General features: G+C 42.9%; 27 protein-coding genes and 2 pseudogenes. 11 read left to right on the forward strand and 18 right to left on the reverse strand.

Annotated features, from left to right (window positions below):
- Window positions 1-68 precede the first annotated feature (68 nt).
- Window positions 69-484: pseudogene (locus NXM86_RS11525) on the forward strand (hotdog domain-containing protein).
- Window positions 485-527: 43 nt separating this feature from the next.
- Here NXM86_RS11525 and NXM86_RS11530 read toward each other — a convergent pair.
- Window positions 528-1,010, reverse strand: a complete 483-nt coding sequence (locus NXM86_RS11530) for a PaaI family thioesterase (RefSeq protein WP_041269624.1) — start codon at window positions 1,008-1,010, stop codon at window positions 528-530.
- 97 nt (window positions 1,011-1,107) lie between these two features.
- Between NXM86_RS11530 and NXM86_RS11535 the strand changes: the two genes are divergently transcribed.
- Window positions 1,108-2,193: an AbrB family transcriptional regulator gene (locus NXM86_RS11535; RefSeq protein ID WP_245842303.1), complete on the forward strand. Its 1,086-nt coding sequence runs from the start codon at window positions 1,108-1,110 to the stop codon at window positions 2,191-2,193.
- A gap of 17 nt (window positions 2,194-2,210) precedes the next feature.
- On the opposite strand, the gene NXM86_RS11540 is transcribed toward NXM86_RS11535, so the two are convergent.
- The 6 genes from NXM86_RS11540 to NXM86_RS11565 form a co-directional block, all read right to left on the reverse strand.
- On the reverse strand, window positions 2,211-2,594 hold the full coding sequence (locus NXM86_RS11540) for a VOC family protein (RefSeq protein ID WP_015863598.1): 384 nt from the start codon (window positions 2,592-2,594) through the stop codon (window positions 2,211-2,213).
- 27 nt (window positions 2,595-2,621) lie between these two features.
- Entirely contained in the window at window positions 2,622-2,777 is a 156-nt protein-coding gene (locus NXM86_RS11545; RefSeq protein ID WP_223812129.1) for a hypothetical protein, read from the reverse strand.
- A gap of 117 nt (window positions 2,778-2,894) precedes the next feature.
- On the reverse strand, window positions 2,895-4,385 hold the full coding sequence (gene glpK, locus NXM86_RS11550) for a glycerol kinase GlpK (protein WP_081189014.1): 1,491 nt from the start codon (window positions 4,383-4,385) through the stop codon (window positions 2,895-2,897).
- Between the two features lie 18 nt (window positions 4,386-4,403).
- On the reverse strand, window positions 4,404-5,231 hold the full coding sequence (locus tag NXM86_RS11555) for an MIP/aquaporin family protein (protein ID WP_089097124.1): 828 nt from the start codon (window positions 5,229-5,231) through the stop codon (window positions 4,404-4,406).
- A gap of 242 nt (window positions 5,232-5,473) precedes the next feature.
- Window positions 5,474-5,872 (reverse strand): sporulation protein, encoded by a 399-nt coding sequence (locus NXM86_RS11560; RefSeq protein WP_062753258.1) that lies wholly within the window; start codon window positions 5,870-5,872, stop codon window positions 5,474-5,476.
- 368 nt (window positions 5,873-6,240) lie between these two features.
- Window positions 6,241-6,492: a hypothetical protein gene (locus NXM86_RS11565; protein ID WP_015863588.1), complete on the reverse strand. Its 252-nt coding sequence runs from the start codon at window positions 6,490-6,492 to the stop codon at window positions 6,241-6,243.
- 332 nt (window positions 6,493-6,824) lie between these two features.
- Here NXM86_RS11565 and cspD point away from each other — a divergent pair, with 332 nt between their 5' ends.
- Together cspD and NXM86_RS11575 are read left to right on the forward strand one after the other, a co-directional pair.
- Window positions 6,825-7,025, forward strand: coding sequence for a cold-shock protein CspD (gene cspD / locus NXM86_RS11570; protein WP_003251474.1), 201 nt, complete (start codon window positions 6,825-6,827; stop codon window positions 7,023-7,025).
- Between the two features lie 130 nt (window positions 7,026-7,155).
- On the forward strand, window positions 7,156-7,416 hold the full coding sequence (locus tag NXM86_RS11575) for a DUF2564 family protein (RefSeq protein ID WP_498958060.1): 261 nt from the start codon (window positions 7,156-7,158) through the stop codon (window positions 7,414-7,416).
- Window positions 7,417-7,453: 37 nt separating this feature from the next.
- On the opposite strand, the gene NXM86_RS11580 is transcribed toward NXM86_RS11575, so the two are convergent.
- On the reverse strand, window positions 7,454-7,672 hold the full coding sequence (locus NXM86_RS11580; RefSeq protein ID WP_285754164.1) for a zinc-finger domain-containing protein: 219 nt from the start codon (window positions 7,670-7,672) through the stop codon (window positions 7,454-7,456).
- An 8-nt stretch (window positions 7,673-7,680) separates the two neighbouring features.
- Window positions 7,681-8,346: a ribonuclease H family protein gene (locus NXM86_RS11585; RefSeq protein ID WP_328267057.1), complete on the reverse strand. Its 666-nt coding sequence runs from the start codon at window positions 8,344-8,346 to the stop codon at window positions 7,681-7,683.
- 269 nt (window positions 8,347-8,615) lie between these two features.
- Here NXM86_RS11585 and NXM86_RS11590 point away from each other — a divergent pair, with 269 nt between their 5' ends.
- Together NXM86_RS11590 and sspL are read left to right on the forward strand one after the other, a co-directional pair.
- Entirely contained in the window at window positions 8,616-9,554 is a 939-nt protein-coding gene (locus NXM86_RS11590; RefSeq protein WP_081189030.1) for a DMT family transporter, read from the forward strand.
- 64 nt (window positions 9,555-9,618) lie between these two features.
- Window positions 9,619-9,756 (forward strand): small, acid-soluble spore protein L, encoded by a 138-nt coding sequence (sspL, locus tag NXM86_RS11595; protein WP_015863582.1) that lies wholly within the window; start codon window positions 9,619-9,621, stop codon window positions 9,754-9,756.
- A gap of 41 nt (window positions 9,757-9,797) precedes the next feature.
- Here sspL and acnA read toward each other — a convergent pair whose 3' ends face one another.
- Entirely contained in the window at window positions 9,798-12,524 is a 2,727-nt protein-coding gene (acnA, locus tag NXM86_RS11600) for an aconitate hydratase AcnA (RefSeq protein ID WP_498958061.1), read from the reverse strand.
- A gap of 267 nt (window positions 12,525-12,791) precedes the next feature.
- Window positions 12,792-13,874, reverse strand: a complete 1,083-nt coding sequence (locus NXM86_RS11605) for an RNA-guided endonuclease InsQ/TnpB family protein (protein WP_015863499.1) — start codon at window positions 13,872-13,874, stop codon at window positions 12,792-12,794.
- 133 nt (window positions 13,875-14,007) lie between these two features.
- On the opposite strand from NXM86_RS11605, the gene sspO reads away from it, so the two are divergent.
- Window positions 14,008-14,157, forward strand: coding sequence for a small acid-soluble spore protein SspO (sspO, locus tag NXM86_RS11610; protein WP_062677517.1), 150 nt, complete (start codon window positions 14,008-14,010; stop codon window positions 14,155-14,157).
- Window positions 14,158-14,240: 83 nt separating this feature from the next.
- On the opposite strand, the gene NXM86_RS11615 is transcribed toward sspO, so the two are convergent.
- Window positions 14,241-14,501: a hypothetical protein gene (locus NXM86_RS11615; protein ID WP_015863579.1), complete on the reverse strand. Its 261-nt coding sequence runs from the start codon at window positions 14,499-14,501 to the stop codon at window positions 14,241-14,243.
- A 125-nt stretch (window positions 14,502-14,626) separates the two neighbouring features.
- Here NXM86_RS11615 and NXM86_RS11620 point away from each other — a divergent pair, with 125 nt between their 5' ends.
- Together NXM86_RS11620 and NXM86_RS11625 are read left to right on the forward strand one after the other, a co-directional pair.
- Window positions 14,627-14,773 carry a small acid-soluble spore protein P gene (locus NXM86_RS11620; protein WP_015863578.1) on the forward strand — a complete coding sequence of 49 codons (147 nt, stop codon included), beginning with the start codon at window positions 14,627-14,629 and terminating at the stop codon, window positions 14,771-14,773.
- Window positions 14,774-14,864: 91 nt separating this feature from the next.
- The gene (locus NXM86_RS11625) at window positions 14,865-15,251 is read left to right on the forward strand and encodes an Hsp20/alpha crystallin family protein (protein ID WP_498958063.1); all 387 of its coding nucleotides are present in this window, start codon (window positions 14,865-14,867) and stop codon (window positions 15,249-15,251) included.
- Between the two features lie 172 nt (window positions 15,252-15,423).
- Here NXM86_RS11625 and NXM86_RS11630 read toward each other — a convergent pair whose 3' ends face one another.
- Window positions 15,424-16,092 (reverse strand): cell wall hydrolase, encoded by a 669-nt coding sequence (locus NXM86_RS11630; RefSeq protein WP_498958065.1) that lies wholly within the window; start codon window positions 16,090-16,092, stop codon window positions 15,424-15,426.
- A 261-nt stretch (window positions 16,093-16,353) separates the two neighbouring features.
- Between NXM86_RS11630 and NXM86_RS11635 the strand changes: the two genes are divergently transcribed.
- Entirely contained in the window at window positions 16,354-16,788 is a 435-nt protein-coding gene (locus NXM86_RS11635) for a DUF2621 domain-containing protein (protein WP_015863575.1), read from the forward strand.
- Between the two features lie 50 nt (window positions 16,789-16,838).
- On the opposite strand, the gene NXM86_RS11640 is transcribed toward NXM86_RS11635, so the two are convergent.
- The 3 genes from NXM86_RS11640 to NXM86_RS11650 all read right to left on the reverse strand — a co-directional run bounded on the left by NXM86_RS11640 (window position 16,839) and on the right by NXM86_RS11650 (window position 18,494).
- Complete coding sequence (locus tag NXM86_RS11640) at window positions 16,839-17,327, reverse strand: CcdC family protein (RefSeq protein ID WP_373467268.1); 489 nt, start codon at window positions 17,325-17,327, stop codon at window positions 16,839-16,841.
- 70 nt (window positions 17,328-17,397) lie between these two features.
- A complete protein-coding gene (locus tag NXM86_RS11645; RefSeq protein ID WP_015863573.1) occupies window positions 17,398-17,754 on the reverse strand; it encodes a response regulator in 357 nt (118 codons plus the stop codon).
- A gap of 32 nt (window positions 17,755-17,786) precedes the next feature.
- The gene (locus NXM86_RS11650) at window positions 17,787-18,494 is read right to left on the reverse strand and encodes a cytochrome c biogenesis CcdA family protein (protein ID WP_015863572.1); all 708 of its coding nucleotides are present in this window, start codon (window positions 18,492-18,494) and stop codon (window positions 17,787-17,789) included.
- 170 nt (window positions 18,495-18,664) lie between these two features.
- Here NXM86_RS11650 and NXM86_RS11655 point away from each other — a divergent pair, with 170 nt between their 5' ends.
- Window positions 18,665-18,841 (forward strand): aspartyl-phosphate phosphatase Spo0E family protein, encoded by a 177-nt coding sequence (locus NXM86_RS11655; protein WP_015863571.1) that lies wholly within the window; start codon window positions 18,665-18,667, stop codon window positions 18,839-18,841.
- Window positions 18,842-18,857: 16 nt separating this feature from the next.
- Here NXM86_RS11655 and NXM86_RS11660 read toward each other — a convergent pair.
- A pseudogene (locus tag NXM86_RS11660) lies at window positions 18,858-20,641 on the reverse strand (ABC transporter ATP-binding protein).
- Window positions 20,623-22,392, reverse strand: a complete 1,770-nt coding sequence (locus NXM86_RS11665; protein ID WP_498958066.1) for an ABC transporter transmembrane domain-containing protein — start codon at window positions 22,390-22,392, stop codon at window positions 20,623-20,625. The pseudogene NXM86_RS11660 and the gene NXM86_RS11665 overlap by 19 nt, the downstream one beginning before the upstream one ends.
- Window positions 22,393-22,430 lie beyond the last annotated feature (38 nt).

Consider the following 22,430-nt stretch of genomic DNA (forward strand, 5'->3'; position numbering starts at 1 on the left):
AAGAAATCTTTTCATTCGCGAATAGGGTAATATAGAATCTTATCATTTTCAAAAAAAGGGTTGTAGCTATGGCAAAAAACGTCAACTTGCATGGAGCCATAGCTGTAAAAGCGCACCGCCAGCCTGTGATACGTCGCTTGGCGTTCAATTAGTGGAAACAGGCAAAAGATATGCGAAAGGAAAATGGGCGATCGGGTGACATTGGCTAAACGGAAACGGCGGCATCATGGGGGATTTGTCAGTGCGGCGGCCTATATTATGATGGCGTATGCGATTACGACGTTGCTTCATAAAGACCAAACATTTGTCTCGATCAATCTGCATACAACATTCCACCGCCCCGACCGTTGCCGGAGAAGTGGAAGTCGAAGCAAAGGTGGAAAAATTCAGGCGCACTGTTGCCTATCTGACCGCTGTCTTAACGCAAAACGGCAAAGAAGCGGCAAGCGCCGTTTCTTCGGTCATGATCATGCCAAAACGATAAAAAAGCAGGATGGCCTCCTGCTTTTTGTTTGTCAATGGGCGCGCTATTTTTGCCCAAACGTCTTCGGCATCACAACGGCCACGACTTCTCCGCGCGCGCAAAGTTCTCCATCGGCGAATACTTCCGTCTTTACTTTCCACTTTTTCGGATGAATTTCTTCGACCGTACCGATTGCCTTTAACGGAACTCCATGCGGCGTCGGTTTCAAGAACTCTACGTTCAAAGAAGCAGTTACAAACCGCGGTGGCACTTCTCCATCTCCTGGTTCGTGTCCGTTTTTGCGATGCAGCGCCAGCGCGGCGGAACCAGTTCCGTGGCAGTCGATTAATGACGCAATCAATCCGCCGTAAACAAAACCAGGAATAGCGATATGCTCGGGACGTGGCGTATAAATCGTGACCGTTTTCTCCCCTTGCCATCCGGTGCGGAAATGGTGGCCGTGCTCATTCAGCCGCCCGCATCCGTAGCACCAGGCAAATTCCTCTGGATATTCGTCTTGAATGGCATGTTTTACTTGTTCTTCCATCATTTCTCCCTCCCCTTTCCTTTTCAGTATATCACAATGAGCACATTACTTCCTTTTTCTTTTATTTTTCTTTACAATAGTGATAGGTTTACAGAGAATGGAAAGGACTACAGCAATGAAAGTGTTAGAAACATATATCGTCGCAGGACTGACCGGTTTGCTGTTTTATCATCTCCATTCCCCAATTCCATGGATGCTCGGAGCCATTACTGGAATGCTTGTTTGGAAAACGGTCATCAAGCGCCCAGTAGCGGCGCCGAAAGCGTTGTCGAATAGTGGATTGATTGTGTTAGGCACTTATTTTGGACTGTCGTTTACAAAAGAAACGCTATTAACGATTGCGCCATATATTGTTCCGTTTCTCGTTGCCACCGTATTGCTAATTGCTATTAACATTATAAACAGCATCATGGTGACGAAATGGACACATATTGATAAAGTGACAAGTGTGTTTGCATCTGTTCCTGGCGGGCTGTCGGAAATGGTTGCCGCAAGTGAGTCGTTGAACGCGAATACTGCTTTAGTAACCATTTTCCAAACGATTCGTTTATTAACGGTCGTTTTTCTTGTGCCAACAGTCGTTGTCCATTGGTTGAACGGACACGCGTCGCCAGGAAACGCAACCGCTCAGGCGGCAGCTGTCTCTTCCGATGGTCATTACACTTGGTTTTTGTTAAGTATTTTCGGTGCGCTTCTTTTACGAAACATCATTCCGGCAGCATACGTCGTCGGGCCGCTTGCCGTAACGGCAGTTATGCATGCGGCTGGTGTGAACCTGCCGTTACTGCCTGTATGGTTGATTATTTTGGCGCAAATTAGTGTCGGAATAAACATGGGAGAACGCATTACCTTAGAAGATATTAAGCTTGGCGGAAAATTTAGCTGGGTATATTTCTTGCTTGCGTTAGTATTAATTGCTCTATCGTTCGGATTCGGCTACGTATTTGCGGAATTAACCGATCTTCCGCTGTCGACCGCGCTGTTGAGTCTTGCGCCAGGAGGACTTGTGGAAATGGTATTAACGGCGCAAACGGTCGGAGGAGATCCAGCGATTGTCAGCTCCTTGCAATTTGTACGTCTTCTTCTTGTCATTATCGTCGTGCCGAACGTGTTGAAATGGGTGTTTCGAAAATTTCCATATATCACCGAAACGCCATGGAAAAACCGCTCTGTTCGAAACTAAAACAGAGCGGTTTCGTTTTACTTAGCCGGTTCATAAAATTCGATCCATTCACCATCCGGTCCAAGGAAGAATAAATATTTCGCCCCGTTTGGCAGCGTCGTAATCTCTTCCCATACAAGCGGAACGCCGAGCGATTGAATCCGTTCTTTTTCTTGTTCAATTCCTTCAACGGTAAAGGCGACGTGATGCACTTTTCCTTCCGTCGGCAAATTCGGATTATACCCTTCGATCAATTCGACAATGACTGAGCCATCCAATCCTAAAAACGCCAATTTCATTGTACCGTTCGTATGCGTCATCTCGCTAAGTAGTTCCAATCCGACTACCTCTTGATAAAACTTTTTCGATGTTTCGATGTCTTTTACTTGAATGCCGACGTGTTCAAATTTTTTTACTGCCATTATGTTTCTCCCCTTTTTTCATTATTTTCAAGATTGTGAAAATACCGACCGCAAATATGGAGTCATATGTACGATCGAAATTCCTTTTTCCTCTAATTCACAGAAAATGCAGCGGTCAAGCGCATAAGGGCCAGCAGCTTTCCATTCTTCCACTTCCGCAAATGTCAGAAGAAGCGAAAACATCTTCCCTTGCGTATATCCGTATAAGTAGAGGGTACTATTTCTTAAGATTGGAGTTGCTTTTGCATGCAGAAAAACAAAGAAAAAGGGGGCTCTTTTTCATCGGAGAGCCCCTTCTGTTTACTTAAACGCCATCGCGGCTTTCACTGCTTTTTTCCATCCTGCATAAAGCGCTTCTTGTTTCTCTTTTGCCATTTGCGGTTCGAATTGGCGTTCTAATTGCCATTGTGAGGCGATTTCTTTCCGGTCTTTCCAATAGCCGACGGCAAGCCCAGCTAAGTATGCCGCGCCTAGGGCTGTTGTTTCATTGATGACTGGACGCTCTACTGGCACGCCGAGCATATCGCTTTGGAACTGCATTAAAAAGTTGTTTTTCACCGCTCCGCCGTCGACGCGCAGCGTTTTCAAGCCAATGCCTGAATCCGCTTCCATTGCTGTTAATACATCTTTTGTTTGATATGCAAGCGACTCTAGTGTTGCGCGAATGAAATGTTCTTTTGTCGTACCGCGCGTCAAACCAAATACCGCACCGCGTACATCGCTATCCCAATACGGTGTTCCGAGACCGACAAATGCCGGTACAACATAAACGCCATCCGTTGAATCGACTTTTTCCGCATATGCTTCACTGTCTGACGCCTGCTTGATCATTCGAAGCCCATCACGAAGCCACTGAATCGCTGAGCCAGCAACGAAAATGCTTCCTTCCAACGCATATTCGACTTTTCCGTCGATTCCCCATGCGATCGTTGTTAACAAACCATGTTTCGATTGTACTGCTTTTTCCCCTGTATTCATCAACATAAAGCAGCCAGTGCCATATGTGTTTTTCGCCATTCCTTCCTCAAAGCACGCTTGGCCAAACAACGCTGCTTGCTGGTCGCCGGCCGCTCCAGCGATTGGCACTTCGACACCAAAGAAATGATGTGGTATCGTTTTAGCGTACACTTCCGAGGATGGGCGCACTTTTGGAAGCATTGATTTTGGAATGCCTAAAATATTTAGAATCTCATCATCCCATTGTAATGTATGAATATTAAATAAAAGCGTCCGTGAAGCGTTTGAATAATCCGTCACATGTGCGCGTCCGCCGGAAAGTTTCCAAATGAGCCATGTGTCGATCGTACCGAACAATAAATCTCCTTTTTCCGCTTTCTCTCTCGCTCCATCGACGTTGTCTAAAATCCATTTTACTTTTGTTCCGGAAAAATAAGGGTCAATTAATAACCCTGTTTTCTTGCGGAATAAGTCATCATATCCTTGTTGTTTGAGTTGTTCGCAAATATCGGCCGTTTGTCGAGATTGCCAAACAATGGCATTATAAATTGGCAGCCCCGTATGTTTATCCCATACGACTGTCGTTTCCCGCTGGTTCGTAATGCCGATGGCTGCTACTTGCTCCGGCTGCACCGATGCTTCTGACAAGACGGTAGCAATTACCGCCAAAATCGAGCCCCAAATCTCATTAGCGTTATGTTCGACCCATCCTGGCTTTGGAAAATATTGTTTAAATTCCCGTTGCGCGATATGAACAATTTCGCCATTTTTGTTAAACAAAATCGCCCGTGAGCTTGTTGTTCCTTGATCCAGTGACAAAATGTATCGTTCCATCACCAATTCCTCCCCTAATTACATGAATGCATTTTTTGCTTTATTATAGCTATTCGATGTTTTTCCTTGGCTGATGAATGTCAGTGCGAGTACTACTATTATAGCAATAAGCACATACCAAAATGCCGCTGTCATTTTTCCTAGAAAGACAGCTTTGTAAAATAAACCGCCAAACGAACCGCCAAGAATCGGTCCGACAACCGGAACCCATGCGTAAGGCCAATTGGATGATCCTTTTTTTGGTATCGGAAGCAAAAAGTGAACGATACGCGGCCCCAAATCCCGCGCCGGGTTAATGGCATATCCTGTCGTTCCGCCAAGGGAAAGACCAATGGCGACAATAAGAAACCCGACGATAAATGGATTTAGCCCATCGGCAAATTTATTGGCGCCAATGGCTAAAATGCCAAGCACTAATACAAACGTGCCAATTATTTCGCTGATTAAGTTTGCGAAATAGTTTGGAACAGCAGGACTTGTTGCAAATACGCCAAGTTTTGCGCCAGGGTCGTCCGTTTCTTTCCAATGAGGCAAATAATGAAGATATACAATGACAGCGCCAATCATTGCACCAAGCATTTGTGCGGCAATGTATTTTGGCACATCTGCCCATGGAAAATCCCCGTTAAACGCTAATGCAAGCGTTAGCGCTGGATTTAAATGAGCGCCGCTAAATTGTCCAACCGCATATGCCGCTACCGCTACAGCCAGCCCCCATCCCATTGTAATAACGATCCATCCGGAATTTTGCGCAAATGATTTTTTTAAGTTTACTCCTGCGCAGACCCCGCCGCCAAAAATAATAAGTAAGGCAGTTCCAACAAGTTCTGCAACAAACGCGGTCATTCTTCTTCCCCCTTGTCACATAACTTTTGTAACTGCTTCCCTGCTTTATCCCTCCGGAGGCAAAACACCATCTTTTTTGAAAGCAGTTACATTTTCCAGCGGAAAACACAAAAACCCACACATTTTCCCTCTGAAAAAAGGGAATATGTGTGGGTCTCCAACATCTCCGCCACCATTATTAACTTACTTATAAAGTTAATAGAAAATGTAAGCGTTGTCAATAGATTTTTTACAACTTTTATTTATCTCGGCAAAATTTGAATATAGTCAAAATCTAGCGTATCCACTCCATCCTCAATATCCAAGCGGGTGATAAACCGATACGAAATTCCAGGCTGTGAAGGAGGAAGCGAATCTGGTATCTGGTACGTAAACGGTATCTGCTTCCTTTGTCCTGCCTCGATCTGAAACGCTCCTGCAACCGGAATTGTTGCGATGACATTATCGATTTCTTTCCCATCGCGCAGCGTTTTTTGGATAAATTCTACATCCAGTTTTTCAATTTTTTGTTCCACCGTGCCGCCGAGAATATGAAGAATTCCCTCAATGCACTCTCCTGGCTGAAATGTGGTTTTATTTAAAATCAAATCGACATACGCCGATCCGACTCCGATTCTTGACATCATTTTACGCAATAACATATGCTACACCTCTTATCTCTTGTTCTTGTTGTTCATCCTATAGTACGATGCAGATTTGAATGTTGTTTCATCATTTGCCTATTATAAAGATAAACAGACCTATGCCTTATGGAAGCAAAGGTCTGTTACGTCTATCCCTGAACCTCTGCGCGACTAAAGTCGGCAGATTCTGACGTACTAAAGAGTTTTTTCAACACCTGCGTGCAGTCCGATAAGCATCCTGGGCAAACACCTTACTAGGGTTATGCGCCCTGTCGGCTCGGTTCAACACCATATCTGGACTTTCATGACTATATGCTTTTGCAGAGAAACCCTATTTTGATACCGCTTACAATTAAGTTATAGCATCGTGTCCTGTTTGTCAACTATTATTCATATACATTTTCGTTTTCAATGATATAGTCGATACGAATGACTGGAATATCGTTTCTTTCCACTTCTGCGACAATTAAGCCAATGCGGTCATTATAAATGCAAAACGTTTCTTGCCCTTTTTTAAACGCCGTTTCACCATAAGAAAGAACCATGTTGTAAATTTTGTTATCGGAAAAATAACGCCGACTGACCCGATTTCCTAAACGAACGATCACTTCTTTACCAGCGATTTTTCCGCGGTACATCCCATTCATCCCCCTTTACGCTCCTACTATTCCAATGTATGGTATATTTCTTCCATTCATTCTTACTTTTTTGCTTTCTAACCAAACTATTTCGAGACGCGAACGGAAAATCCCTGTTTTTTTAACATTTTATAATTTTTTTCTGAATTTCGCCTTCTTTTTCTTGACGATGCCCTTACATTAGTGTATAGTAGAGTCATCATATAACAGAATATATTTCAAGCATTCATCATGTTTGCTCACCTTAGATTGCTGTGAAGTATATTCCGTTATTTGATAAAAAATCTTTAAGTTAGCCTGAGGGCTAAAGGTATTAGGAGGAATTCAGTATTATGCAACGCGGTAAAGTTAAATGGTTTAACAATGAGAAAGGTTACGGTTTTATCGAAGTAGAAGGCGGTTCTGACGTATTCGTTCACTTCACAGCGATCCAAGGTGAAGGGTTCAAAACTTTGGAAGAAGGTCAAGAAGTTTCTTTCGAAATCGTTCAAGGAAACCGTGGACCTCAAGCTGCTAACGTTGTGAAATTATAAGGCGTTCGTTGACATAAACGAAAGAACGTAAGTGAAACAAAAAAGGCCGGCAACACGCTGGTCTTTTTTGTTTTTTATGCGCATATTCCTTCCTATTTGACAAACACTATCCGCTAGGAGGTGTTTGCAAATGGAACGTGACATTCATTCTGGCTATAACGATTTAAAAAAAGTAGAAATGTTTGTGGAAACAGCGGAAAAAATGGTAGGTCAAGCAACGATGAGCTTGGATAGAGACATGCTCGAAGGCGCCAAACAAGCGATTGCCAACGCCCACGATCAGCTTTCGCGCGCACGCCGGCAAGCAACTGGCGTTGATGAAGAATTTTTATCACATTATGAACAAAAACTTGCTAAGGCGGAACATCAATTAAATGAGGCATTACGATAAGGCGAAAAAAGGGCTTCCTGCTGTGTGAAGCCCTTTGTTATTTTGATGAACGAGGAGAAGTTGCCATCAACATGGCGCCGTACTGCCGCATTTTTTCGCCGACCGTGCATTGGTTAATGCAAAATGATTGTGCATATGTTTTGCCGTATTCTTTTCGAAATGTGCTTTTTAAAAAACAGCCGTCACAATACATTTGCTGTAATTCATTTAGTTTATCTAATATTTCCTTTCGTTTGTTCACTTTTTTCTCCCTCATTTCATTGCCTACCCTTTCTCTGTAAGTTCCATCATGCTAGTAATCATTTGGCCTTCCATCGCTTGACGGGCAAGCTGGTCGGCCTCTTTATTTTGCTTGCGTGAAATCGGCTCGTAAATTGGCTGAATTCCTAATTCGTTGATCTTTTCTTCAATACGGTCCAGCCATGCGTTATGGTCATCTTCAAAACACGGCCAATCGCCGGACAATTGCTTCAAGACGACGTGTGAATCGCCTCGGAAAATAACCGGCAAATGATGAACACCGAGCTCCTCGAGCATTTGCATTAAAAACCAAAACGCGGCGTATTCCGCTTCGTTATTCGACTTCAGTTCATCAAGCTGGCGGTTGGCACGAAGACGATATTGTTCATTGTTTTGCTTATAATAAATCACCGCTCCGGCTCCGCCCTGCAATGTTTCGTTATCAAAGCCGCCGTCAAAGTAAGCGATGACATCATGCGGTTCCGTTTCTACTTCTTTTAATAGCTTGTTCAGTTCTTTTTTCGACCATGTAACATGATTTTGGTCAATAAAGCATAATTCCTTTACACGACCTGTTTTTTCAAAATCCTCGGCTAATCGAAGTGCTTCCGCAGCAGGCAAAAAATCAGAAGTAAGCACCAATTCTTGTTTTTTCGGCGTAATATATGTCCATTGGATCATAACGTCCAAGCCCTCGTCACCCTTCCGTAATCGATTCCGTGTACAGTCCATATTTTTATTATACAATATAGCGAAAAAAACATGTGAAGCGATAACTTTTCTTATTACCTATTATTATGCAGCTTTTGTTATCACATCAACGTTTTCTGTACATGTTTCATTATTTTTATGCTGTTGTATATTTTTTCATTGATTTATGATACACTACCGTTCGACTATAATTTATTAAAAGTGAAGCGGAAATGATGCAACAAAATGAACAAAACGGGGGGATTGGATTGAAAAAACAGTGGATAGCGGATTTTAGCCTTCTTGCCGTCACGTTCGTCTGGGGGGCAACATTTGTCATCGTGCAAAACGCGATTTCTTTTCTTGAGCCTCTTTCTTTTAACGCGATTCGCTTTATTTTGGCGGGATTATTTTTATTTTTATGGCTCATCATTTTTCATCGTTCGCTTTTTCGTCATTATACCTTGCCGCTTGCCCGCGCCGGTATATGGATGGGGTTTTGGCTGTTTAGCGGCTATGCATTTCAAACGGTCGGCTTACTATACACAACCTCGTCAAAAGCGGGATTTATTACCGGACTTAGCGTCGTACTCGTGCCGTTATTTTCTTTTCTCTTTCTAAAACAAAAACCATCCGTCAATGCGTCCATTGGTGCGGTGTTGGCGGCAGTCGGCCTTTATTTTTTAACCATCGGCGATGGCAAATGGATGTTAAACCGCGGAGACGTATTTGTCTTTTTTTGCGCGATTTCGTTTGCGATGCACATCATTACTACAGGAAAATATTCGGCGCGTTATTCCACCATGTTATTAACAATGACGCAAATTTTCACCGTTGCGGTGATGTGTACGATTTTTGCCTTTCTTTTTGAAGACGAAACGCAAATGTGGAATGTGGCGATTTTACAAAAACGTGAAGTATGGACAGCCCTTCTCATTACGTCATTGCTTGCGACAACGGCAGCGTTTTTAATTCAAACCAACTTTCAAAAATATACGACAGCTACCCGCGTCGCTCTTATTTTTGCGATGGAGCCTGTATTTGCCGCGCTGACCGCATACATATGGGCGAAAGAACAGCTAACGGCTTCCGCAATCATCGGCTGCATCGGCATTTTGTGCGGAATGATTTTCGCGGAGCTTCCCATTACTGCTCGAAAAATGGCGGCGTGCAAAACGGAGGCTAACTCACTAAGACAAACGAAGTGATTTTCTTTTTTTGTTTCATATTTTTGTGCAATAAAGGTGATACTATGCCACGGAGGTGAGCGCGATGACAAAGAATGGCGGCAAAAACCGCGGGACAAAAGCTCCTGGCGTGAATCCACAAGGGTTCGGTCAAGATGCGGCATTTACTCCGGATCCAAAAAGCCAACTAGAAAATGCAGCAAAAAAATCGAATACAAAATAAAAAAAGCAGGCTCTTGGCAAGTAAGAGCCTGCTTCGTTATTTTATTTTACTTTTTTTGTTTTTGCGAGTTTTTCACGCAACACCATCGGTAAAATTCCGCCATGGCGATAGTAGTCGATTTCGACTTCACTATCAAAGCGAACGATTACTTCGAATTCTTTTGTTTCTCCTGTATCTGGATTTGTTGCCGTTACTTTGATCAAATCACGCGGTTTGACGTTTTCGTCAATATGCACTTCGAACACTTCTTTGCCCGTTAAACCTAGCGTTTCTGCGTTTTCCCCTTCTTTGAATTGAAGCGGCAATACGCCCATCAATACAAGGTTCGAACGGTGAATGCGCTCGAAGCTTTCCGCGATGACTGTCTTAATGCCAAGCAAGAATGTTCCTTTTGCTGCCCAGTCACGGGAGCTTCCCATTCCGTAATCTTTGCCGGCAATAACGACAAGCCCTGTGCCGTCTTGTTTGTATTTCATGCAAGCATCATAAATCGTCATGACTTCGCCTGTCGGCCAGTAAGTCGTATAACCGCCTTCTGTGCCAGGAGCAATTTGGTTGCGAATGCGAATGTTCGCAAACGTACCGCGCATCATGACTTCATGGTTGCCACGGCGAGATCCGTAAGAGTTGAAATCTTTTGGTTCGACACCTTTAGAGATGAGATATTGGCCAGCTGGCGTGTTTTTACCGATCGCTCCGGCCGGCGAAATATGGTCGGTTGTGACAGAATCGCCGAATTTTCCGATGACGCGCAAGCCTTTAAGCGGTTCGACTTTGCGAACATCCGGAGATAATCCTTCAAAGAACGGCGGATTTTGAATGTAAGTCGAGTTTTCATCCCATTGATAAAGCGGTTCGTCTGTCGTTTCGATTTCATTCCAACGCGGATTTCCATCGAACACGCGCTCATATTCTTTGCGGAACAATTCCGGTACGACCGTTTGCTTAACGATTTCTTTAACTTCTTCCGTCGAAGGCCAAATGTCGTTAAAGTAAACGTCATTGCCGTCTTTATCTTTGCCGATAGGATCTTTTAACAAGTCAATGTCTACCGTACCTGCTAGCGCATATGCGACAACAAGCGGCGGCGATGCCAAGTAGTTGCCTTTGACTAGCGGATGAATGCGGCCTTCAAAGTTACGGTTACCGGAAAGTACGCTTGTCACAAGCAAGTCGTTTTCCGCAATCGCTTTTTCAAGCTCTGGCGCAAGCGGTCCGGAGTTGCCAATACATGTCGTGCATCCGTAACCGACGATATTAAAGCCGATTTTTTCAAGGTATGGAAGCAATCCGGAATCCCGCAAGTAACCAGTTACGACTTTCGAACCTGGCGCAAGCGATGTTTTCACATATTTCGGAACTTGCAATCCTTTTTCCACCGCTTTTTTCGCTACTAAACCAGCAGCGATTAATACGTACGGGTTCGACGTATTCGTACAGCTTGTAATCGCTGCAATCACAACGGCGCCTGTTTTCATTTTTACTTCTTCGCCGTTTAACGTTACCGTAATTTCTTTATTGAGATCCGCTTCTGTTAAACCGAAGCCTTGGTTTCCTTGCGGAGCTTTTACCGCTTCACGGAACGCTTCTTTCATTTTCGAAAGCGGAATCAAGTCTTGCGGACGTTTCGGTCCAGAAAGATTTGCTTCGATTTCGGATAGGTTAATTTCTACAACATCCGTAAATATTGGCTCTGGAGCATCCGGTGTGTAGAATAAACCGTTCGCTTTGCAGTATGCTTCAACGACTTGGACATGGTGCTCATCACGGCCAGTTAAGCGCAAATAGTCAAGCGCTTCCGCATCGACTGGGAAGAAGCCGCATGTTGCACCGTATTCTGGCGCCATGTTCGCAATGGTCGCACGATCTGCAAGCGGCAATGTTGCCACACCTGGCCCAAAGAATTCAACGAATTTGCCGACAACGCCTTTTTTACGAAGCACTTGCGTTACTTTTAAAGCGAGGTCCGTCGCTGTTGTGCCATTTGGCAACTTTCCGGTTAAACGAACGCCAACCACTTCCGGCACCGGGAAGTAAGAAGGTTGTCCAAGCATGCCAGCTTCTGCTTCAATTCCGCCGACACCCCAACCGAGAACACCAAGACCGTTAATCATCGTTGTATGGGAGTCCGTACCGACTAGAGTGTCTGGAAACGCTACGTATTCTCCATTTTCCTCTTCCACAGTATGAACGACATTAGCTAAGTATTCTAAGTTTACTTGATGGACAATTCCGGTTGCTGGCGGAACAGCCCGATAATTGTTAAATGCTTTCTGCGCCCATTTTAAAAATTTATAACGCTCTGCGTTGCGTTGGAACTCTAAGTTCATGTTGTATTCAAGCGCATCGTCCGTTCCAGCTTTATCCACTTGCACAGAGTGGTCGATAACGAGATCAACCGGAATTTCCGGATTGATTTCATATGGGTCTCCGCCCATATCCGCCATCGCTTTACGCATCGATGCTAAGTCAACAACTGCTGGTACACCCGTAAAGTCTTGCAAAATGACGCGCGACGGCTTAAATGGGACATCGATGTCTTTCATCTCCGGTGTTCCCCATTTTGCAAGGTTTTCGACGTGCTCTTTTGTGATCACACGTCCGTCTACTTGTCGAAGTACCGATTCTAGCAATACTTTAATTGAATACGGTAAACGGGAGATGTTACCGATCCCAGCTTCTTCAAGTGCTTGTAAACGGTAATAATTATATTTTTTACCGTTCACTTCAAATGAAGAACGTGCGTTGAAAACGTCTTGTTTTGCCATATGTATTACCCCCTCAATTCAATACTATACTATTTTTTCGAAGCAAAGTCGAAAAAATAGCACGAATTCTCCCAACTCCCGTAAAATTGGTACGCTTTTATCTTATTATAAAGAAAGGTAAGTTGTAAATAGAATTTCGAAGGTTTCGTAATTTATGGCTGTTTTATGATGCCTCTTCTTAAAAACAAGAATAAACTTGTTGATCCGTTACAAACTAGTAGCGGAGGTCAACTACCCAACAGCTAAAGCCGTGGGCTTGCAGCTAGCCTAATTGGCTGCCGCGTTCGGCTGGTTGACAGCAGCCCTGCGGATGTTTTCCGCAGCCACGTTGTCGGCAGGGGCAGCGTACCCACAAGCTCGACAACAAAACTGATCCCTTGACGGTCTGTTTTCTTTGGCCACATGTCCGCAAACCGGACAGGTGCGGGAAGTATTTTTTGGATGAACCAATACCACCGGCACGCCAGCGATCGCCGCTTTATACTCAATAAACTTTCTCAACTGATAAAAAGACCAAGAAGAGTGTTGACGACGCTGTTGCTTTTTAACCGTTTTCTCGGTGCGTTGGCGGATGCCCTTTAAATCTTCAAGGGCAATGCCGCATCCGAGTGCCTTTGCCTTTTCAACAATCTTCTTGCTAATGCAGTGGTTCACATCACGGGCAAATAGTTTTTCCTTCTTGGAACGCTTCTTAAGCAGGCGTTTCGCTGACTTGGTGCCTTTCTTTTGGAGTTTGGCGCGAAGTTTCGCATGGCGGCGGCGCAGCCCGTTGACCTTCGAGCCGGAAAATACCTCACCGGTGCTATCGACGGCGATATTAATGATGCCAAGGTCCACACCGATAAATCCGTTTTCGGAATTGGGCTGGCCTTCGGGAACGTCCACCACGAGCAGTAAATAAAAAATACCGTTTTGAAGGACTAAATCGGCTTGACCCCGAACACGGTTGCCGCACAGCAAACCTTGATGGTAGCGGCTAATGACCATAGGGATTTCCATTCTTCCTTGCAAGGTAAGGATGGAAGCATACTCCAACCCTTTAAAGGACAGGATTCTTTCATCATACACGATGGCACCGGTTTCTTTAAAGTTATGCAAGGTTTTTTTATCCAAACGATAGCTTTCCGACACTTTGCCGATGGCACGAACGGTCATTTGGGCAGAGAGGCCAAATTTTTCCCTGACGTCATAGTAGCAAAGCCGCTGGATTTTCGTTTTGGAAAAGGTTCTGGAGCGAAAAGCAATCTCGCTAATATAGTTGCATGCTTGGTTAAACCGTTTCATTGTTTCCAGCAGCGCATGAAACTGTTCAAGAGTTGGCACTAATTTAATCTTGAGAGTGCAGAGCATTCTTGATTCACCTACCTTTCTAAATCCAGTATACTTATATTGAACGAAAAATTCAATATATACTGAAAATATAAACCCCGCCTTCCTCCACAGCTAAAGCAGTGGGCTTCCGGCGGATGTTCTCGTGAATAAAATGGCAAAGCGGAAAGCGAACCATGTTATCCCTGGAATGAACGCGGCAAGCGCTCAAGGAAAAGGCGCCGGCTACAACGAAGAATTTTCGAATGAACCGCTAACAGAAGCACAGCGGCAAAACAATAAAAAACGAAAAAAGAATCAATAACAACGGTTCGTCCGTTTCGGCATCCCGGACTACCGTAAACGTTCGTAAAAATAAAATGGGAATGTCCTGTCGCGACATTCCCTTTATTGAATTTCATTCACTTCATCGACAATCGCTTGCAAATCGTTGCGAAACTTTTCCAATTGAACGCGCTGTTTTTCTGAAGCCACTTCCATCGCATTATTAATTTGTTCAAACGCTTCGTTTACTTCTTTCTTTAAATGACTTAATTGATGGCCATAATCGGCTTGGTCGCGCACTAAATGATCATACCATTCCTTCGCTTCCATCGTTCCTTTTTGTGCCGCTTGAAATGCTTCCTGCTTATTTTTATGATAAGCCATCGTTACTTCCTCCTTTTATAAATACCGCCATGCATTTATTATCTTTTCAAACATGCCATAAATTATACCGCGAATAAATGATAGACAATGATGCATGCTAATGAACAAAAGGAGGATAACCAAACATGACAAATAAAAATACAAGCACAGATATGCGAAAAAACGCTCCAAAAGGAGACAATCCGGGGCAGCCAGAGCCGCTAAGCGGATCCAAAAAGGTTAAAAACCGCAACCATACGCGGCAAAAACATAATTCCAGCCATGATATGTAATTAACTATTTTCCGCTCCCACCGCGAACATTTCCCGCGATCATGCATACGATAAACAACAGTGATACTACGAATGCGGGGGAGCTATCCAAGTGCACAAAAATCAAAAGGAAGAGCAAAGCGAACTGCGGCAATGGCTGGAATTGTTATGCAACGACCCTTATGCATCCATATTAGATGAAACAATTTTTCACGTCGATGTGTTGGAGACGGCAGAAGACTATATTATCGAGGCCGAGCTTTCGCATTGCCAAAAAGAAAACATTGTCATACTATGCGAAGACCATTCGCTGACGATTCAAATACAGAAAAATGGGGTAACGGAAAAACAGCGGAATATTTTACTGCCATTCTCGCTTCTGGACAAAAATATTTCCGCCCATTTTTCACCGCCAATTTTAGAAGTTCGGATTAGTAAAGTTGCTCTACAAAATCACTCACCTCAAAATCATATCACAGTAATAGATATAAATGAGTAGGCTCTTATAAGAAGGGCTTTTTTTGTTTACATAATATTTTTATTGAATTGTCCATTCTTTTAATTTTCATAGATAAAATCGAGCCGTTCCGTTCCACACTCTCCTCTATGAAAGAGATAAGCTCGTTGTTACAAAAAAATGAGGATATTCCCAATCTAGGGAATATCCTCATTTATTTTGCAAATACATGATTTCCGATACGAATCGTTACCGGTCTTGATAACATCCATTTATCTTTCGTAATTTTAGGGTTATAGAAGTACAGCGAACCGCGGCGGTCGTTCGGGAATAGCGATAGTGCTTGATCGACCGCAGCATAATCTTGTTTCGTCGGCTGAATGCGCGTTAGTTTTCCTGTTTTTACAGGAACAAACGCATAACCCGATTTTGTTTTTTGGTAAATGACACCTTTAATGCTCTTTGGAAAAGCAGGATGTTTCACGCGATTTAAAATAACGAGCGCAACTTCCACTTTCCCGGCAAATGGCTCGCTAAAACCGGTTTCCGCATGGACAAGCTGTGCCATTAGTTTTCGTTCTTTTGCACAAATAGAAAATTTCGGCTTTTGGGAAGCAGGTTTCTCTGCTTGCTTCGCCGCTTGAGTTTTTACAAGCTGCGGCACTTTGATTGTTTCGCCGACAATAAGAACATCGCTTTTTCGATGATTTAATGATTTTAATGCAGAAGTGGTTGTTTTATATGTTTTCGCAATCTTGTAAAGCGAGTCGCCTTTCTTCACCTTATAGTATGTATAAGTTGTTGCCGCATCTGTTGAATAAGAGGTAAAGCCGACGACCATACAGCAAACTACCGCGAGTGTTGCAAGAGTTTTTTTCATCATTATTCTATCCTCCTCATAGTTGCCTTTTGGTTTGTCGTCTGCTTGTAATAGATTAGCATGTTTATAGATACATATCACTGGTTTCTATTTCCATTTGACTGCTATAACAATAGTCCAGCTATTGACACATAAAGGATTGCGGCATTTCTTTACATTTGCATTACATTTCCGTAACAATGTGATAAAAACATGCTTATCTTGCCAAAAACCGCTTTTTTCGCAATAATGGTTGATAGATTGGAATTCGTTGAGGTGGGAATGATGCTAAAAGGTTGGTTTCTTTGGTTTATATTGTTTTGGAGCGTTTTTTTGCTTGTCACCATGTCGATCGGTGGTTTTTTTATGTTTCGCAAATTTTTAAAACGGCTGCCAAAAGAAGATGGGAAATCGGAACTAGATTGGCAGGAATATTATATTGAGCAGACACGGCATTTATGGGGAGAAGAAGAAAAGGCGCTTTTAGAGGAATTAGTAAAACCGGTTCCTGAATTGTTTCGCGATGTCGCTCGGCAAAAAATTGCTGGAAAAATCGGGGAACTCGCGCTTCAAGAAAACGCTTCTCGAATTACAAAAGATTTAATTATTCGCGGTTACATTATAGCAACCCCAAAACGCGACCATAAATTTTTAATAAAAACATTAAAAGAAAAACAAATTAATATCGCTCCTTATGAACATTTGCTGCAAAGCAAATAAGCTGATTGCAAGAAAAAAGCGGGACGCATCTCCCGCTTTTTTCTCTTATTTTATGTTATTAAAATGGGCGGTTGGTGTTTTAAACGCCGCTCTAATTTTTTATACGTAATATACATTGCAACACGCCACGGCACAATCATTGAAAAAGCAAGCAAATAAAACATCCCGCTTAATTGGCGATAGTCAATGGTTCTTCCTAAGTATGTTTTTAAGCCAAGACGAATGACAATCAAACCGACTAAAATGAAGATAAACGCTTTCGAACGCTTTAAGTAAATTTTTCCATTTATGATTTCAAATTTCGACGTTTTAATTAAGAAGATGGAAAAAAATGCTCCTAAAACAACCGCCTCAATCAGTTCTCCTTTCGTTACGCGAAATACTGGGTCGATAAACATCAAAGCCCCTGTGCTCATAAATATTGGAGGTAAAATAATTTTTTTGGCGTTTGTCGGTTTATTCGATGCTTTCATCCTCACAAACAAAACGAGCAATGCCATGAATACTGCAACGATCGAACTTACGATAGCCAAACACATCATCCTCTTCATTCAAGTGTATGATAATATATTATAACAAAAAGCAACAAATCTTGCATATGCATATTGCTTATAATAAACGCTCCACCGCTTCGATCACGCGGCTTTCTTCAAACGGCTTCACAATAAAATCAGCCGCTCCTGCTTCGATCGCCTCTACAACCATGCGCCGCTGCCCCATTGCTGAACACATAATAATTTTCGCATTTGCATCTTCTTGTTTGATCGCACGCACAGCTTCGATCCCATTCATCACAGGCATCGTAATATCCATCATGACGATATCCGGTTTTAATCTCTGATACAGTTCCACTGCCTCTTTCCCGTTTTCCGCTTCTCCAATAATTTCATGGTTCGCTTTTTTCAAAATGGTGGATAACGTCATTCTCATAAATTTTGCATCATCAACAATGAGAATTTTTGCCATGACTCCTTTACTCCCCTTAATAACAAACTAATTTAAAAGCCGGTGAATCCTCCAAAAATACTTGTCGTATACGTAATAATTTTTGTCATCCAGTCAAAAAAGAGAACAACACCCATTGCAATCATCACATAACCGCCGATTTTCATCATTTTTTCACTGTGGCGACGGATCCATTGCAGCTTTCCGATAAAAAACGAAAGAATAAAAAACGGAACGGCAAACCCCAACGAATAAGCAAGCATATATAGCATTCCAGAACTTGGGTTTGTCGCCGCCAGTGCAATGACCGACACCAAAATCGGGCCAGTGCACGGAGTCCAACCAGCCGCAAAAGCCATGCCAATGATGATCGAGCCGATGTAGCCAGAAGGCCGCTCTTGAAACGAAAAACGACGATCTTTCATTAAAAAAGCCGGGTTCCATATTCCGACAATCACAAGGCCAAAAATAATAATGAGAAGCGCACCGATTTGCCGTATAAAATCTTGGTATTCACTAAACCATTTCCCAATAAGCGACGTTCCGAATCCAATCGAAATGAATATAAGAGAAAAACCGAGCAAGAAAAATAATGTATGCAATAAACTTCGCCGCTGCATCAACGCGTTCTCCGTCTTCAGCTCACTCACCGATATGCCGGTGATATACGATAAAAACGCCGGGTATAAAGGCAGACAACACGGAGAAATAAACGATAAAAAGCCGGCACCAAATGCTAAAAATAGATTGACATCGGCCATTTTTTTCAACTCCTACTTGATTTTTTATTTTTATTGTAGCAAAAATATCATTATTAGTAACCTATGAACAACCATGCTTTTTTCTTTTTCAATTTTGCTCTTTTGAATTTATTGGTAAAATAGTATACAATACACCTGTAAAAATTTTAAAAGAAAGGACTTGTTCCTCTGTGCCGAACAAAGACATTTTAATTTTAATTGAAAAAAAGCGGATGGAATTGATTGAAGCAGTCGCAAAAAATGGATTGAACTCAACCGTGACGATTCAAGTGAGCCGGGAGCTTGATTCACTTTTAAACACGTATAACAAACAAAACTATAAGCAAAAAAGCGCTCCTCGTCCATAGCGTGAGAAGCGCTTTTTTACGCATATTCTTCGACATCTATTAGTCCGTTTTGCAATAAATACATTTTATAATATAACCCTTTTTGTGCTAGCAACTCTTGATGTGTTCCCCTCTCCACAATTTCCCCGCGATGAAGGACGAGAATTTGGTCAGCATCTTGAATCGTGGAAAGACGGTGGGCAATCGCAATCGTCGTTCGACCTTTCCGCATTTTTGCGAGCGCTTCTTGGATCGCTTCTTCTGTTTCTGTATCGATATTGGCAGTCGCTTCATCCAATACGAGTATTTTTGGATTTGCCGCAATGGTTCGGGCAAACGAAATTAACTGCCGCTGCCCACTAGAAAAAGTAGATCCTCTTTCTACTACTTGGTGATCGTATTTGTCCGGAAGTTTTTCAATAAATGAGTCCGCCTGCACGAAACGAGCAGCGCTTTTCACCTGTTCATCCGTTAAAGATTGGTTGTACATGCGAATGTTGTCTTTAATGGTTCCATAAAACAAAAATGGATCTTGTAAAACGAGGCCGATATTTTTACGGAGCTCTTCCTTCGTGTAATCGCGAATCGATACACCGTCAATGAGAATATCACCGCGGTCAAATTCGTAAAACCCCATTAACAAATTAATAATCGAGCTTTTTCCGCTGCCGGTATGGCCAACAAGCGCAACGGTCTCACCTGGTTTGGCGGCAAACGAAATATGCTTGAGCACATCCCGTTTTCCGTCATACGAAAAACTAACATCGCGAAACTCAATCTTACCTTCTGTAATCGATGCTTTCGATTTTTCCGCGTTCTTCGGCGCCAACTCTTCATGATCAAGAAGTGCAAATACGCGTGAAGCGGAAACGATTGCCTGCTGATATAGGGAAAACGCATCATCATTTGCGTCACTGGTTCAAAAAAACGCTCCAAATAGTTGACAAACGCATACAACACCCCGATCTCCACCGGGCTTTCCATCGCGGAAATTCCAAAAAAGCTAAGAACAACCATAATCGATACGATGTAAACGAAATCGATCGCAGGACGCAATAACAAACCGTCGATTTTAATATTTTTCATGCCTGCGGCGTAATGTTTGTCGTTAATTTGCGAGAATTCTTCGCGAAGCCGTTTTTGCTGGCGAAACACTTGAATAACTGCCATCCCTTGCAACGATTCGTTTAGTTTCGCATTTAATTCGCTGAGACGTTCACGCATGTCTTTATAAAAAATCGAGCTGTAATGACGATACAATTTCATAATCCAAATAATAACCGGCAAGATAAATAAACAATATACGGCTAGTTGTACGTTTAACGCAAACATCGCAATAAATACGCCAATCACAAATACGCCATTTTGAATAAAAGCGGCAAGTACACTAACAAACATGTCTTTGATCGCTTCCGTATCGTTCGTCACGCGTGACACAATGCTTCCGCCTGGCGTCTGATCAAAATAGCGCATCCCAAGCTCGTGCACTTTCGTAAACACGTCCATCCTTAGCGCCTGGATAACCTTTAACGCCAGTTCTTGAAATTTAACGAGTTGAAAGTAGGAAATGATCGTTTTAAGGAGCAAAACACCGATATATGCTGCCGAAAGCCAAAATAGTGGCTCAAAATCAAGGCGCTGCGGTGTTAAATAATCGTCGATAAATATTTTCACTAAATACGGTCCGATGAGTTCTCCGGCCGTTGCCAGCACAAGCAATATAAAGGCAAGCATGGTATCTTGTTTGTATAATTTCATGTACGATAACAATCTCCATAAAACTTGCCGTTGTTCTTTTGGTGTTAACGATTTATTTTCCATACTTGCCCTCCCTGTTCCACTAATGACTCAAGCTGCTGCCGTTCATACATATTGCGGTACCAGCCGCCTTCTCTCATTAGTTCTTCGTGTGTTCCCATTTGCGCGATGCACCCTTCTTCTAACACAAGAATTAAATCAGCGTGCTGAATCGCGCTAAGCCGATGTGCGGTAATAATCGTCGTTTTTCCACCGCGATTTTCTTTTAAAGCTGTCAAAATCCGCTCTTCCGTTTTAGCATCCACCGCTGATAACGAATCATCTAAAATAAGCACTTCCGGATTTAAAAGTAAAGCACGAGCGATCGAAATGCGCTGCTTTTGTCCGCCGGAAAGCGAAACTCCTCTTTCCCCAACAATCGTTTCATAGCCGTCGGCAAACTGTTCGATATCCTCGTGAATATTCGCTAATTTTGCCGCTTTTATCACATCTTCTTCACTCGCTTCCGGGCAGGCAAACGCAATATTTTCCCGCACCGTAGCAGAAAACAAAAAATGGTCTTGCGGTACATAGCCAATCGACGAACGAAGCGCATGTAACGTATATTCGCTAATTTCGTGATCTCCGAAACGAATTTCCCCATCGTATTGATCAAACTCGCGAATCAATAGCTTAAGCAGCGTCGTCTTTCCCGCTCCTGTCTTTCCGACGATGCCAAGCGTCTGACCACGCCGTAAGTGAAAGCGAATATTCCGTAAAACAGGTTTTTCTTCATTCGGATACGTAAATTGTTGAATATCGTAAACAATATCCCCTGTTGGAGGGGTAGCAATCGCATTTTCCGCCTCTTGAATTTCCTCTTTCTCGTCAAGCAGCGCACGGACACGGTCATACGATGCCCGCCCGCGCTCGACAATGTTAAACAGCCAACCAAACGCCAACATCGGCCAAATTAACAAACCGAGATACGTCGTAAACGATACGAGTTTGCCGATGGTTAATTCACCGGCAAGGACCATTTTTGCGCCGAACGTAACGGCTAAGAAAAACGAAATGCCAACGATCAATGAAATTGTCGGGTCAAATAGAGCATCGATTCTCGCAACCGCCATGTTTTTCGAAACGACATCTTCCGACTGCTTGCGAAATGATTCAATGTCGTCTTGCTCATAGCCAAACGCTTTGATTACACGAATTCCACTTATGCTTTCTTGTACTTTATCGTTTAAGGAAGAAAATGCTTCCTGCGCCTTTAAAAACCGCTGATGCAGAAGCGTGCCATAGCGGCTTGTCGCAATCGCCATAATCGGCATCGGCAATAAGCTAATGATCGTTAATTTCCAACTTATCGTAAATGCCATCGTCGCCAGCACGAAACTGCCTAACGCCAATGAATCGACAAGCGTCAATATCCCGATTCCAGCTGTTTGTTGAATTGCTTGTAAATCGTTTGTCGCATGTGCCATTAAATCACCGATACGTTTCCGTTGGTAAAAAGACGGCGACATTTTCGTAAAATGGGCATACAGCTCATTGCGAAGCTGCCGCGATAACTTCACAGCCGAACCAAAAATTAAAATGCGCCACCAATAACGCAATACATATAGGACGATGGCAACAACAAGCAAAGTAACCATCCAGCGAATGAGAATTGCTTTTGTAATCGTTCCTTCTTTTATATGATCAATCATAATTCCGATGACTCTCGGCGGAATCGTTTCGAAAAAAGCAACGATCAAAAGTACAATAATTCCTGTTATATATGCTTTTTTCTCCTGACGAAAAAACCAAAATAAATCACGAAATACCGTCATCGAACCTCTCCCATCGTCACGTAAAATGCGCTATATTA

This window comes from Geobacillus sp. CX412 (assembly GCF_027942335.1).
Lineage (GTDB): Bacteria > Bacillota > Bacilli > Bacillales > Anoxybacillaceae > Parageobacillus_B > Parageobacillus_B toebii.